At 71.5% G+C, this 14158-nt stretch carries 11 protein-coding genes; 4 read left to right on the top strand and 7 right to left on the bottom strand.

Going from position 1 to position 14158, the window contains the following annotated elements; genetic code table 11:
- Window positions 1–124 precede the first annotated feature (124 nt).
- Both BM43_RS27460 and BM43_RS27455 read right to left on the bottom strand, forming a co-directional pair.
- Window positions 125–2893, bottom strand: coding sequence for a beta strand repeat-containing protein (locus tag BM43_RS27460; protein WP_036048066.1), 2769 nt, complete (start codon window positions 2891–2893; stop codon window positions 125–127).
- Between the two features lie 609 nt (window positions 2894–3502).
- Window positions 3503–4414 (bottom strand): LysR family transcriptional regulator, encoded by a 912-nt coding sequence (locus BM43_RS27455; RefSeq protein WP_036048067.1) that lies wholly within the window; start codon window positions 4412–4414, stop codon window positions 3503–3505.
- Between the two features lie 172 nt (window positions 4415–4586).
- Here BM43_RS27455 and BM43_RS27450 point away from each other — a divergent pair, with 172 nt between their 5' ends.
- Window positions 4587–5375, top strand: a complete 789-nt coding sequence (locus BM43_RS27450) for a sulfite exporter TauE/SafE family protein (protein ID WP_036048068.1) — start codon at window positions 4587–4589, stop codon at window positions 5373–5375.
- Between the two features lie 235 nt (window positions 5376–5610).
- Here the strand turns inward: BM43_RS27450 and BM43_RS27445 are convergent, their stop codons facing one another.
- Window positions 5611–5967, bottom strand: coding sequence for a BON domain-containing protein (locus BM43_RS27445; protein WP_036038124.1), 357 nt, complete (start codon window positions 5965–5967; stop codon window positions 5611–5613).
- Between the two features lie 423 nt (window positions 5968–6390).
- On the opposite strand from BM43_RS27445, the gene BM43_RS27440 reads away from it, so the two are divergent.
- The 3 genes from BM43_RS27440 (at window position 6391) to BM43_RS27430 (ending at window position 9720) form a co-directional block, all read left to right on the top strand.
- On the top strand, window positions 6391–7887 hold the full coding sequence (locus tag BM43_RS27440) for a TAXI family TRAP transporter solute-binding subunit (protein WP_036048070.1): 1497 nt from the start codon (window positions 6391–6393) through the stop codon (window positions 7885–7887).
- Window positions 7888–7987: 100 nt separating this feature from the next.
- A complete protein-coding gene (locus tag BM43_RS27435; RefSeq protein ID WP_036048071.1) occupies window positions 7988–8626 on the top strand; it encodes a 2-hydroxychromene-2-carboxylate isomerase in 639 nt (212 codons plus the stop codon).
- Window positions 8627–8733: 107 nt separating this feature from the next.
- On the top strand, window positions 8734–9720 hold the full coding sequence (locus BM43_RS27430; protein WP_013696806.1) for a LysR family transcriptional regulator: 987 nt from the start codon (window positions 8734–8736) through the stop codon (window positions 9718–9720).
- 12 nt (window positions 9721–9732) lie between these two features.
- Here the strand turns inward: BM43_RS27430 and BM43_RS27425 are convergent, their stop codons facing one another.
- From BM43_RS27425 to xdhB, 4 genes are all read right to left on the bottom strand, one after another.
- The gene (locus BM43_RS27425) at window positions 9733–10149 is read right to left on the bottom strand and encodes a polyketide cyclase (protein ID WP_036048073.1); all 417 of its coding nucleotides are present in this window, start codon (window positions 10147–10149) and stop codon (window positions 9733–9735) included.
- 100 nt (window positions 10150–10249) lie between these two features.
- On the bottom strand, window positions 10250–11068 hold the full coding sequence (locus BM43_RS27420) for a substrate-binding domain-containing protein (protein WP_230676232.1): 819 nt from the start codon (window positions 11066–11068) through the stop codon (window positions 10250–10252).
- A 123-nt stretch (window positions 11069–11191) separates the two neighbouring features.
- Window positions 11192–11800, bottom strand: coding sequence for a xanthine dehydrogenase accessory protein XdhC (gene xdhC, locus BM43_RS27415; protein WP_036048074.1), 609 nt, complete (start codon window positions 11798–11800; stop codon window positions 11192–11194).
- Window positions 11797–14157: a xanthine dehydrogenase molybdopterin binding subunit gene (gene xdhB, locus BM43_RS27410; RefSeq protein WP_036048075.1), complete on the bottom strand. Its 2361-nt coding sequence runs from the start codon at window positions 14155–14157 to the stop codon at window positions 11797–11799. The genes xdhC and xdhB overlap by 4 nt, the downstream gene beginning before the upstream one ends.
- Window position 14158 lies beyond the last annotated feature (1 nt).

The following is a 14158-nucleotide window of genomic DNA, read 5'->3' as shown; positions in this document are numbered from 1 at the left end:
GCGGGCGCGCAAAAAAACGGCACGACCGGAGTCGTGCCGTCCTTGTTGCCGATATCCGCCGCGACGGTCGAGCCATGCGCGCCTGCCTCGACGCGCCGGCCCGCCCTGGCGGCAGGCCGCCCGCTTACTTGTGCGGCACCACGCCGGCCAGCGTCGTGACCAGCGAGGTCACCGGCGAGAGCAGCGTACCAACGCCCGCCGCGCCGCCCGTGCCGGTACCCGTGCCCGAGCCCGACGCGCCGCCCGACGACGGCGTGATCGCGATGCCCGGCAAGGCTGCGCCGACCGCGCCGATGGTCTGCGTCGCCACGTTGCCGACCGCCGCCACCGTGCTCACACCGGTGTTGGCGACCGTGCCGAGCGTCGCCGCGCCGGTGCTCGCCACGTTGCCGAGCGTGGCGCCGGTGGTCGAGGCGAGCGTCGCGCCGACCGTGCCGAGCGCCGTGGTGGCGGCCAGGCCCGTGTGCGCCGCGCTCGACAGCGTGCCCGTTACCGTGTTCGCGACCGTCGAGACCGCGCCCGTCACCGTCGAGACCGGCAGCGCCGTCTGCAGGTTGCCCACCAATGCCGTGATCGGGGCGATCGGGTTGCTCGCGACCACGCCGGTGACCGCGTTGACCACGCCCGTCACCGCCGCCGGCGCGGTGCTGGCGACCGTGCCCGCCACCGTGCCGAGGCCGCCGACCGCCGAGCTCACGCCCGACGAGGCCGCGTTGACCACGCCGGTGACTGCTGCCGTCGGCACCGAAGCCAGGGCGCCGGTGAGCGCCGTGGTCGCATTGCCGAGGCCCGAGGTCGCCGCGCCCAGCACGCCCGTCACGGCCGAGGCCGGATTGACGCTGCCGACCAGGCCGGTGATCGCCGTGGTGGTGGTGCCCAAGCCGCCCGCGACTGCCTGGACGCCGCCCGACAACGCGTTCGCGCCGGCGCCGAGCGCGCCCGAAACCGCCGTCGCGCCGGTGCCGAGGCCGCTGGCCAGTGCGCCGGCCGTGCCGCTCAGCGCCGTGGCGCCGGTGCCCAGCGCACCGGCCACCGTGCCGGTCACCGCGCTCAGGCCGCTGGTCGCCGCGCCGAGACCGCCGGCCAAGGCGCCCGCGCCGTTCGACAGCGCACCGGCTGCCGTGCCCGCCACCGTCGACAGGCCGCCCGCCGCCGCGCCGAGGCCGCCGGCCAGCGCGCCCGCGCCGCTCGACAACGCACCGGCTGCCGTGCCCGCCACCGTCGACAGGCCGCCCGTCGCCGCGCCGAGGCCGCCGGCCAGCGCGCCCGCGCCGTTCGACAGCGCACCGGCGACGGTGCCCAGACCACCGCTCAGCGCGCCCGTTGCAGTGCCGGCGACCGTCGTCAGGCCACCTGCCAGCGACGAGGCGCCCGTGCCCAGCACGCCAGAGACCGCGCCAAGCCCGCTCGACAGACCGCCCGCCACCGCGCCGGCGCCACCCGACAGCGCGCCGGCGGCAGTACCGAGGCCGGTCGACAGGCCGCTGACGACCGTTCCGGTCACCGCGCCCAGGCCGCCCGTCGCCGAACCGAGACCGCCCGCGACTGCACCGAGACCACCGGCGAGCGCACCCGCGCCGCTCGACAGCGCACCGGTCGCGGCACCCAGGCCATTCGACAGACCGCCAGCAACCGTGCCGGCCACCGTGTTCAGGCCGCTCGTTGCCGAACCCAGGCCACCAGCGACGGCGCCGAGACCACCGGCCAACGCGCCCGCGCCGCTCGACAAAGCGCCCGTCGCGGCACCCAGACCGCTCGACAGGCCACTCGTCACCGTGCCAGCCACCGTGTTCAGCCCGCTCGTCGCCGAACCCAGGCCACCAGCGACGGCGCCGAGACCACCGGCGAGCGCGCCCGCGCCGCTCGACAGCGCACCGGTCGCGGCACCCAGTCCATTCGACAGGCCGCTCGTCACCGTGCCGGCCACCGTATTCAAACCACCCGCCGCGGCACCCAGGCCACCGGCCAGCGCACCAGCACCCGATGCCAGCGCGCCCGACACCGCGCCCAGGCCATTCGACAGGCCGCCCGTCGCGGCGCCGAGGCCCGTGGTCAGCGCGCCGGTGGTCGTGCCCAGCCCCGTCGACAAGCCGCTGACGACCGTGCCCGCGACCGCGTTCAGGCCACTCGCCGCCGCGCCCAGGCCGCCGGCCAGCGCACCGGCGCCCGAAGCGAGCGCGCCCGAGGCCGCGCCGAGTCCACCCGCCAGCGCGCCCGCGCCGGCCGAAAGCGCACCGCTCGCGGCGCCCAGGCCATTCGACAACGCCCCCGTCGCGGTGCCCAACCCCGTGGTCAGCGCGCCGGTGGCCGTGCCGGCCACCGTGGTGAGGCCGCCGGCCAGCGCCGTGGCGCCGCCCGACAGGGCACCGGCCGCCGTGCTCGTCACCGTGCCGAGGCCGGTCGTGACGGCCCCGAGGCCGCCCGTCAGGGCGCCCGCGCCGGTCGATAGCGCGCCGGTCGCCGTGCTGAGCACGCCCGTCAACGCGCCGGCGGGATTCGTCACGACGGTCTGCAGTCCGCTGATCACGCCGGCCAGCGGCGTGTTCTGCGCGAGTCCCTCGACCGTGCTCACCAGGCCGCCGAGCGAGGACTTGAGCGGTCCGATGGCGTTGCCCAGCGACAGATCGAGGATGGTGGCGCCATTGGCCGTCAGCCTGAGTTCGGCGCCCACGCTCGGGTTGAGCGCGGCATTCACGCCCAGCGAGGTGCCGGCCAGGCTGCCGAGGGCGCCCAGCGAAGCACCGCTCGCATTGAGCGAGCTGTTCAGATTCAGATTGGCCCCCAGCCCGGTGACGATGTTGCCGACATCGGCCATCGCCGGCGCTGCCGCCGCGAGACCGAATGCCGTCGCCGCCGAAAGCGCGATGCTCGACAACTTGAAGTGTTGTTTCATTTGTGACCCCATGTCAGTTGGTCTTGCCGTCGGGTAAAGCGGTCATGCGGCAGACTGCACTGCAGGGTCCGTGCCAACGCATCGGCGCAATCGACAACTGCGCGTTTCGTCGAACAAATTGCCGGGATTGGACTGCCAAATATCGTCAGAGCAAATTCGCGACGACGAACAGGCCTTGCGCTACGCATCGAGAAATCGTTCGCGTAACGTAACAAGCGAATGGAACGTTACGCCCGGCGCGCGTAACGATTCGAATCCAGGCCGACCAAATTCCCGTAAGAAATTACAGGTCTTTTCCTGGAATTCTCACAAATAATTCATCAAGATCTGCTCATGCACGAGGCTTGACCCGCTCCGCATCGAGGCCAGCCGCCATCTCCCGAGCGCCCGCCCAGTGCGATCGCAGTTCATTCATCAATAAAAAATCCGTGACCGAATAGAATTATTTTTTAAATAAACAACCGAACATACGTTTCAATCATCGCCACCACCTCAATCACGATAATCGACGCGATCAGGCTCCGCCAATTCAAATCGGCGAATTGAATTTTCTTAAACTTCCAACGTTATCGTCGGATCAATAAAGCCGCCCGCCCTTGCGCGAAGCACTCAGGCGGCAGCACGCGAGGCGGCCGCCACGCCGAGCATCGCCTCGACGAAGGCGACGAAGGCCCGCGCGCGCGATGGTGCGAGACGCCCCGCCGGAAACACGGCCCACAGTTCGACGGGCGGCAGCGTCCAGTCATCCAGCACGCTAACCAGGCGAGCGTCACGCAGCGCGTCGGCGAACAGCCATTCCGAGCCGATCGCCAGGCCCAGCCCGGCCAGCGCCGCGGCGCGCACGCCTTCGGCCTCGCGCACGCGCAGCCGGCCCGAGGTCTCCACCGCCAACTCGGTGCCGTGACGCCGGAATTTCCAGGTCGCGCCGCCGGCGCGCCGGTCCAGCACCACCACCTGGTGCCGGGCCAGATCCTCGGGCGTGCGCGGCAGCCCGGCACGCCGTAGATAGGCCTGCGAACCGACCACCCGCCGCGGGCTCTCGCCGATCTTGCGCGAGGCCGCCATGCCGTCGCCCGCGGCATGGCCGATCCGCAACGCGACGTCGACGCGCTCGACAGCCAGGTCGGCACGATGCTCGTCGAGCAGCAGCTCGACCGTGAGATCGGGATGATCGTCGAGGAACCCCTGGATCGCGGGCAGCACGTGCAGGCGCGCGAAGCTGCCCGCCACCAGCACCCGCAGCGTCCCGGTCAGGCCCCCGCCGACGCCGCGCGCGGCCTGCTCCGCTTCCTGCGCGTCGTCGAGCAGGCGGCGCGCGCGCTCGTAATAATGCTGGCCGGCCTCGCTCGGCGCGAGCCCGCGCGGGCCGCGCGAAAGCAGGGCCACGCCGACCTGCCGTTCCAGCCCCGCCACCGCCCGCGAGACCGCGCCCGGGCCGAGCCCGAGCCGGCGCGCAGCCGCCGCGAACGAGCCGGCCTCGACGACGGCGACGAATGTTTCCATGGCGCTCAGACGGTCCATCGAGATGCCCTCCCGCGACGATCGTCAAACCAGCATAGCAGCCGGCCGCGACGATGCACGGCGCGCGCATGCGGGTCCGGCCCCGCCGCCGCGACGGCGATTCCCACGCTGACGCGCCAGTTTTGAGACAATGCCGGGTTCCGACCCGCGCACAACCTTCCGAGCCCCGCCGATGTCGTTTCCCCATATCGATCTGCTGTACACCGTCTCCGGCCTGTTCGTCGGCTTCCTGGTCGGCCTGACGGGGGTCGGCGGCGGCTCGCTGATGACGCCGATCCTGGTGCTGCTGTTCAACGTGCATCCGGCCACCGCGGTCGGCACCGACCTGCTCTACGCGGCCGCCACCAAGGCGACCGGCACCCTGGTGCACGGCGCCAAGGGCACGGTCGACTGGCGCATCACCGGCCGGCTCGCGGCGGGCAGCGTGCCGGCCGCCGCCGTGACGCTGTGGATGCTGCATGCGCACGGCTTCGGCGCGGCCTCCACCAACCGGCTGATCGAGGTGGTGCTGGGCGCCGCGCTGCTGCTGACCTCGGTGGCGCTGGTATTCCGCCCGCAGCTGGCCGCCTTCGCCTCGCGCCACGCGCTCGCCCCCAATCCGCTGCGCACCATCGCGCTGACGGTGCTGACCGGCGTGGTGCTCGGCGTGCTGGTCTCGCTGACTTCGGTGGGCGCCGGCGCGATCGGCGTGACGGTGCTGCTGCTGCTCTACCCGACCCTCGCGACCACGCGCATCGTCGGCTCCGACATCGCGCACGCGGTGCCGCTCACCCTGGTGGCCGGAATGGGCCATTGGCTGCTCGGCTCGGTCGACTGGTCGATGCTGGTCTCGCTGCTGCTGGGCTCCCTGCCGGGCATCGTGGCCGGCAGCCATCTGTCGGCGCGCGCGCCCGAGCGGCTGCTGCGCAACGTGCTGGCCGCCACGCTGGTGCTGGTCGGGCTCAAGCTGGTGACGTCCTGAGGCAGGCACGGCAGGCGGCAAGGCGCGCGAACGTCCGCGGGCAAGCGAAAGGCTGGCGGGACGGAAGCGAGGGGAAACCAGGCGGGAAGCGTGGGCGGGTACTGCGCCCCGAGGGGATCCACGCGGGAAGAAAACTGCAGGGAAGGCCGAGGCCTGAATGAGAGCCGGCGCCCGCCCAGGCGGGCACGGCGCCGGATGCGCAGGCGGAGCGGCCCGGCCGCCCCGCGCGGGAGGCTTACTGCTGCTGCACGGTCAGCTTGTTGTCGACCGAGGTGACGCCCGCCACGCCCTTGGCGGCTTCGCCGGCCTTGTCGATCTGCGACGCGTCGGGCACCGTGCCCTGCAGCGAGATCGCGCCGCCCTTCGAGCGGACGGTGATGTTCGACACGTCGATGCCGCCAGCCTTGGTGATGGCCTTGCGCACCGCGTAACCGAGCTTGCGGTTGTCCTTGCGCGCCGCCTTCTTGGCGGCCTTCGCGGCGGCCGGCGTCGAGGCGCCGGCGGCGGCATCGCTCGCCTGCGCATAGACATTGCCGCAAACCAGCGCTGCCACCACCGCGCTACCCAGTGCCTTCCACACGATCGACTTCATGTTTTCTCCTTGTGATTCCGGAAACGGCCGCACCGAAAAGGCGGCCGCACTACCCCCAGTCAACGGCCGGCGACGAATGCCGTCGGCCGACGTTTTCACGGAGCATGCGAGAGGCGCTGCGTTCGCCCGGCGCGCGCGCGGCGGGCCGGACTGCCGGACCGGCTCCGACGCGCGCCCGGTCTGCTCGAATTTCACGCCGGGTCGCGCCGCGACGGACAGGGTGCGGCTGCGACGCACAATGTAATCCAGCGGCACGCGAAGCGCAAAGGATTTGCGCTCCGGATCAACCCCGCCCCGCCGGGCCATCCGGACCTTCCCGAATCCCGCCACGGGCGTGCCGCAGCGCCGGCGAACTCGGGTACCATCGCAGCCATTCCGGCGCGCCGCGACGCGTCGCGCCATCCCGCCCCCGCATCCAAGCCGATGAACGACCGTTCGCCCCGCTCCCGTCGCCCGCACCGGATCCTGGCCCGCTTCGTCGCGGTGTCGTGGCGCGACCTCGCGATGTCGTTCGGCCCCGCGCTGCTGCTCGGCGCCGCGGCGATCTGGCTCGCGATCCGGCTGATCCAGCCGGCCCCGCCCACCCACCTGACGCTCTCGGCCGGCCCGCCCGGCAGCACCAACTGGTCAGCCGCGCAGAAGTACAAGCACATCCTCGCCAAGAACGGCATCACGCTGGAGGTGCTGCCTTCGGAAGGCTCGGCGCAGAACCTGCAGCGCCTGCTCGATCCGGCCCAGCACGTGGACGTCGCCTTCGTGCAGAGCGGCGTGGAGCAGAAGGGGCAGTCGGACCAACTGGTGTCGCTGGGCAGCGTCGGCTACGTGCCGATCGCGATCCTCTACCGCGGCCCGGTGATCGAGCGGCTCTCGCAGTTCCGCGGCAAGCGCCTCGCGCTCGGCCCCGACGGCAGCGGCTCGCACGAGCTCGGCCTGGCCCTGCTCAAGCTCAACGGCATCGTGCCGGGCGGCGCCACCAACCTGCTGCCGCTGGCCGGCGAGGATGCCGCCCACGCCCTGCTCGACGGCCGCATCGACGCGGCCTTCCTGTCCGGCGACTCGACCCAGATCCCGGTGATGGCCAAGCTGTTCCGCGCACCCGGCATCCATTTCTACTCGTTCGCCCAGGCCGAGGCCTATGCGCGCCGGCTTTCCTACCTGACCGACATCACGCTGCCGATGGGCGTCTACGACCCCGGTACCAACCTGCCCTCGACCAACATCCATACGCTCTCGCCGACCGTCGAGCTGATCGCGCGCGACTCGCTGCACCCGGCACTCTCGGACCTGCTGATCGAGGCCGCGCGCGAGGTGCACGGTCATTCGACGATCCTGCAGCGCGCCGGCGAATTTCCCTCGCCCGTCACGCACAGCAGCATCCCGCTGTCCGACGACGCCGCGCGCTACTACAAGTCGGGCAAGACCTTCCTGTACCGGCAACTGCCGTTCTGGGTGGCGAGCCTGGTCGACCGGCTGCTGGTGATCGTGGTGCCGCTGGTGGTGGTGCTGATCCCGGGCCTGCGCTTCGTGCCGCTGCTGTACGGCTGGCGCGTGCGCTCGCGGATCTACCGCTGGTACGGCGCGCTGATCACGCTGGAGCGCAGCGCGCTGGGCGAGCTGTCGCCGCGCGACCGGCTGGTGCTGCTCGAGAAGCTCGACGACGTGGAGGATTCGGTCAACCGGATGAAGATGCCGCTCGCCTATGCGGGACAGTTCTACGTGCTGCGCGAGCACATCGGCTTCGTGCGCGAGCGCCTGCTCGCGCAGGACGACACGCGCGGCGCGGCGGGCGCCGCCGGGCAGCCGGATGCAACGACGACCGGACCCGAGGCCGATTCCGCGGTCGATTCCCAAGCCGGCCCCGCGCGCGATGCCGTGCCGGCCTTCCCCGCCGCGCCGGGCCCGGCACGGGGCGACGCCTGAGCGGCCATCCCGCCGCGATTGCTGCAATCGCGCTCGCCATTGCGTACCATGACGGCTCGTGGGCCCAGCGGCCCCGCGCCTTTGCACAGGAGATTGCTAGATGACCGTGGGCCACGACGCCAGCCAGCCGCGCTGGTATTACGATTTCCTGTCGCCGTTCACGTACCTGCTGCTCGAGCAGCAAGACAAGTGGCCGAGCATGCCGTTCGAGCCGGTGCCGGTCTCGCTGCCGGTGCTGCAGCATCACTGGGGCCAGCGTCCGATGTACGACGTGCCGGCCAAGCGCGTGTTCACCTACCGCCACGCGCTGTTCCGCGCCGACCAGCTCGGCATCCCGTTCCGCATGCCGCCCGCGCATCCCTTCGATTCGACCCAGGTGCTGCGGCTGGCGGTGGCGATCTCGGCCGATCTCGCCACGGTGCGCGAGATGTTCCGCTTCATCTGGCGCGAAGGGCGCGACCCGACCAGCGAGGAGGGGTTCGCCGCGCTCTGCGAACGGGTGGGCGTGACGCCCGACGATCCGCGCCTGGATTCGGCGCAGACCCGCGAACAGCTCGAGCGCAATACGCGGGACGCGATCGCGCTCGGCGTGTTCGGCGTGCCAACCTTCTGGATGAACCGCCAGTTGTTCTGGGGCGAGGACGCGCTACCGATGGTGCTGTATTGCGCGCGCACGCCGAACTGGCTCGAATCGAAGGAAGTGAAGCGCATCAGCACGCTGCCGCCCGGCCGGCACTGACGCACGCGCGCCCAAGCGCGCCGCCCTGATACTGCGCATAGCGCGTGCCTGGCCGCGCGCGCGAGCGGCTCCGGTATCGTAGGCGCGACGCCCCCCGCTTCCCGCCGATGCCTCCCGACGACGATACCGCCGACAGCCGCACCGCCTCGCTCGACATCTGGCTCGTGCGGGTGCTGCGCACCCTGTTGCTGGAGCGCAGCGTCACCCAGGCGGCGCTGCGCCTGAACCAGACCCAGCCGGCGGTCAGCACCGCGCTGCGACGGCTGCGCGAGATCCTCAACGATCCGATCCTGGTGCGCGGCAAGTCCGGCATGGTGCCGACCGAATACGGCGCCTCGCTGCTCGAGGCATCGCAGCGCGCGCTGCGCGAGGTCGACTTCATCGCCACCCCGCATGGCGAGTTCGATCCCGCCAGCTCGCGCCGCCGCTTCCGGATCGCCGCGCCCGACTACCTGAACGATTTCTTCATGCCGACCCTGATCGCGCGCTTTCGCGAGGCGGCGCCGCTCGCGCAACTGGAGATCGATTCGCTGAATCCGGCGCTCGACCACGCCGCCGCGCTCGACTCGGGCGAGCTCGACCTGGTGATCGCGAACTGGCCGCGGCCGGACCCGCGCTTCGTGCGCAGCAGCCTGTTCTCGGACACGGTGGTCTGCCTGATGCGCGACACGCACCCGCTGGCCGACGCGCCGCTCACCCGCGAAGCCTACGCGGCGGCGGCGCACCTGGCGCCCACGCCCTATACCGGCGCGGCGCGCAATGCGATCGAGATCGGGCTGGCGCGCGCCGGGCTCGAGCGCCGCGTCGTCGCGACCCTGCCCTACTTCGGCGTGGTGCCGCAGGTGCTGCTGCAATCCGACCTGATCTTCACCACCACGCGCCGCTTCGCCACCCACTACGCGCAGATGCTGCCGCTGGTGATCGCCGAGCCGCCGATCCCGTTTCCGCGCATTCAGTGCTACCAGCTCGCGCATCCGCAGCCGGACCGGCCCACCGACCTCGCCTGGCTGCGCGCCCTGGTGCAATCGGTCTCCGATTCGCTGACCGCCGCGCGCAAGCCGCGCCAGCCACGCTCATCGCGCGCCAAGGCCTGATCAGGCCGCAAATCAGGCCGTGACCCAGGTCTCCTGCAGATGGACCCAGCGGATCTCGCTGCCGGCCGATCCGTCGCCCGCCTCGCGCGCGAGCACCGCCGTCGAGCGCCGCGAGCGCAGCGGGCCGCTCGCATCGCGCTGGTGCTCGTCATAGCCGATCGCCGCGCCGCCGTCCCAGGCGGCAATCACGCGCATCGCCGAGAAGCTGATCGCGAGCCCCGGCTTGACGCCGGCCAGCCGCGCGAACAGCGCGCGCGTGGCGGCCCGGTCGAGCTGCGAGCCGTCGGTGCCGACCATCGTGAAGGACGGCGCGAAGCGCGCCATCAGCGCGTCGAGCGCGGCCTCGCCGCGATCGGTGCCGGCCAGCCAGGCCTCGATCTCGGCGCAGCTCGCCGCGATCATGTCGAAGTAGGAAGCGCAATCGCGCATCGGCAGTCCACGGAAAAGACAAGCGGCCGCGCGAGGCGGCCGCCTGGGGTTGAAGGGTACGACAGACGATAGCAGGAATGCGGCGAAGCCTGCGCTCGGCTCAGTGCGCGGCAACCGGATCGAGCCCGGTGGCCTCCACGTCGGCGCGCGCGGCCGGCGAGGCGAGGAACTCCAGCAGCTTGCGCGCCTCGGCCGGATGCTGCGCGCCGACCGGAATGCCGGCCGCGTAGCGGGTCACCGACTGCAGCGATTCGGGAATCCGCCCGGCAAAGCTCACGCCCTGCACCGGCAGCAATTCAGCGACCTGCTGGAAGCCCAGCGCATAGGTGCCGTCGGCCACCTTCGAGGCCACCGGCACGCGCGGCACCTTGGTCGCCTTGGGCTTCATCTGCGCGGCGATGCCGAGCTTCTCGAACAGCTCGCGCTCGATATAGACGCCGCTCGCGCTGTCCGAGTAGGCCACCGAGGGCGCGGCCAGCAGCGCGGCCTTGAGCGCCTCGGGCGTGCTGACATCGGGCACCGGCGCGCCGGCCTTCACCACCGCGCCGATCCGCGAATCGGCCAGCTCCACGCGCGAGTCGGCGCGTACCTTGCCGGCCGCGATCAGCTTGTCGAGCGCGTAGCCGACCATGATCACCACGTCGGCCGGCTCGCCGCGCGCGAGGCGATTCGGGATCGCCTGCGGGGTCTCGCCCATCGAGGGGCCGTAGATGATGTCGAGCGTGTCGCCGCTGGCGGCCGTGAATTTCGGCGCGAGGCGCTGGTAGGCGGCGGTGAAGCCGCCGGAATTCATCACGTGCAGCTCGGCGGCGCCGGCGGAGGAGATCGCGCCGCCGAGGGCGGCGGCCAGGCCCAGCGTCAGCGTGGCGAGAGTAGCGGGCACGGCACGGCCGCGCGGGGAATCGGGATGTTTGGGCATTGTTGTCGGAAGCAGCCGTCGGGGCGGTGTCTGGAAAAGGTGCCGGCTATCTTCGCGAAAATGCGCGGGTTTGAAAAGGGGCGGCTGCGCCGGCATGACAAGCGCCGGCCCGAGCGCGCCGGCCTAGATATCGCCGAGCAGCAAGGCACCCGACAAGTCGGCCGGAACGGCCGCCGTCGGCTTGCGCCAGGCGCGCGCGGCGCCATTGCGGGCCTGCAGCAGCTCGGCGCAGACCGCCACCGCGATCGCCGGCGGCGCCTTGTCGACGATCCCGTTCACGCCGATCGGGCAGACCATGTCGGCCACGCGCTCGGGCGCGACGCCGCGATCGATCAGCCGCCGCTCGAACTTCACGCGCTTGGTGCGCGAGCCGATCATGCCGAAGTAGGCGAAGTCGTCGCGACGCAGGATCCGCTCGGCCAGCGCGAAATCGAGCGCGTGGTTGTGCGTCATGACCAGGAAGCAGCTGCCCGGCGGCGCCGCGTCGACCACCGCGTCAGGCGTGTCGGTCGGCTCGGGCTGCACGTTGGGCGGCACCTCGTCGGGAAAGCACTCGTCGCGCGTGTCGACCCATTGCACCAGGCAGGGCAGGTGCGCGAGCAGCGCGACCAGCGCATGGCCGACATGGCCGGCGCCGAACAGCACCACGTGCATCGGCGCCGGGCGTGCAACCGCGCCGCGCTGCCGGCCGGCCAGCGGCGCCGGCGTCGCGAGGCGAGCGGACGGGTTCATGTGCGCGCCCCCTCGGCCTCGATGCGCGCGGCACGCACCGCCTGCACCGCCTTGAGGATCGCCTCGCCGGTGGCCGGCGCGTTCAGCGGCGGCTGCACGCGATAGTCGCCGACCGCCGCCACCGCGTCGCGCACCGCGAAGAACACCGAGAACGGCAGCAGCAGCGGCGGCTCGCCGACCGCCTTGGAGCGGTGGATGCTGTCCTCGACGTTGCGGTTGCGGAACAGCTCGACCTTGAACTCGGGCGGCGTGTCGTTGACGGTCGGGATCTTGTAGGTCGAGGGGGCATGCGTCATCAGCTTGCCGCCCGCGTTCCACCACAGCTCCTCGGTGGTCAGCCAGCCCATGCCCTGGATGAAGGCGCCCTCCACCTGCCCCTTGTCGAGCGCCGGGTTCAGCGAGGCGCCCACGTCGTGCAGCGCATCGACGCGCAGCACCCGCATCTCGCCGGTCAGCGTGTCGATCACCACCTCGCTGACGGCCGCGCCGTAGGCGTAGTAGAAGAACGGCCGCCCCTGCAGCTTCGCCTGGTCCCAGTACAGCTTGGGCGTGGCGTAGAAGCCGTCGGACCACAGCTGCACGCGCGCCAGGTAGGCCTTGGCCACCACCTCGCCGAACGGCAGCGCGGTGTCGCCGAGCCAGACGGTGTCGTTGACGAAGCGCACCTCCGAGGCGGCCAGCCGGCCCTCGCCGAGCTTCTCGGCGGCGAAGCTCGCCAGCCGTTCGCGCAACTGGCGCGCGGCATCCTGGGCGGCCTTGCCGTTCAGGTCCGAGCCGGTCGAGGCGGCGGTGGCCGAGGTATTGGCGACCTTGCTGGTATCGGTGGCGCTCACCCGCACCCGGCCGAACGCGACGCCGAGCTCATGCGCCACCACCTGCGCGACCTTGGTGTTGAGCCCCTGGCCCATCTCGGTGCCGCCATGGTTCACCAGGATCGAGCCGTCGGTATAGATATGCACCAGCGCGCCGGCCTGGTTGAAGTGCGCGACGTTGAAGGCGATCCCGAACTTGACCGGCGTGATCGCGATGCCCTTCTTCAGCACCGTGTTGGCCGCGTTGAACTCGCGCACCGCGGCGCGGCGCGCGCGATAGCCGCTGGTCGCCTCGAGCTCGCCGAGCAGCTCGTGCAGCACGTTGTCCTCGATGGTCTGCCCGTAGGGCGTGACGTTGTCGGCGTCCTTGCCGTAGAGGTTCCGGTAGCGCACGTCGAGCGGATCGAGATCCAGCGAGCGCGCCACGTTGTCGATGATGTACTCGATCGCGAACGCGCCCTGCGGGCCGCCGAAGCCGCGGAACGCGGTGTTCGACTGCGTGTTGGTCCTGCCGCAATGGCCGGCGATCGTCACGTCGGGCAGCCAGTAGGCATTGTCGAAATGGCAGACCGCGCGCGTCATCACCGGGCCCGACAGGTCGGCCGAGAAGCCGCAGCGCGAGGTCATGTCGACCGACACGCCGTCGATGCGCCCGTTCGCGTCGTAGCCGACCTCGTAGCGGTAATGGAAGTCGTGCCGCTTGCCGGTGATCATCATGTCGTCGTCGCGGTCGGGACGCAGCTTGACCGGGCACAGCAGCTTCCAGGCCGCCACCGCCGCGCAGCAGGCGAAGATGCCCGACTGCGATTCCTTGCCGCCGAAGCCGCCGCCCATGCGCCGGCATTCCACCAGCACGTTGTGCGAGGCCACGCCGAGCACGTGAGCCACCAGGTGCTGCATCTCGCTGGGGTGCTGGGTCGAGCAGTGCACGTGCATGCCGTCGTCGTCCTTGGGCACCGCGTAGGCGATCTGGCCTTCCAGGTAGAACTGCTCCTGGCCGCCCAGCGTCATCTCGCCGGCGTCGTGGAAGGCGGCCGCGGCGGCCCTCGCGGCGGCATCGCCGCGCGCCAGGCGCATCGGCGGCAGCACGTAGGACTGCGCGGCGCGCGCCTCCTGCGCGGTGAGGATCGCCGGCAGCGCCTCGTATTCGATCTTGCCGCGCCGCGCGGCGAGCCGCGCCACCTCGTGCGAGGTGGCGACCACGATGAAGATCGGCTGGCCGACGAACTGCACCAGGCCGTCGGCCAGCACCGGGTCGTCGTGCAGGATCGGGCCGCAGTCGTTGACGCCGGGGATGTCGTCGGCGGTGAATACCGCCACCACGCCCGGGGTGGCGCGCACCGCCTCCAGGTCGGTCGAGACGATGCGCGCGTGGGCCTGGCTGCTGAGCCCGAGCGCGGCATGCAGGGTGCCGGCGGCGACCGGGATGTCGTCGGTATAGGTGGCGCGTCCGCTCACGTGCAGGTGCGCGGATTCATGCGGACGCGAGACATGGACCTGGCGGAAATCGAGATCCTGCAGGAACGGTTCGGCTTGCTGATTCATG

Origin of the sequence: Burkholderia gladioli, assembly GCF_000959725.1 — a bacterium.
GTDB lineage: Bacteria > Pseudomonadota > Gammaproteobacteria > Burkholderiales > Burkholderiaceae > Burkholderia > Burkholderia gladioli.
The sequence above is the reverse complement of the archived record's forward strand: the minus strand, read 5'-3'. Positions and strand labels throughout refer to the sequence as shown.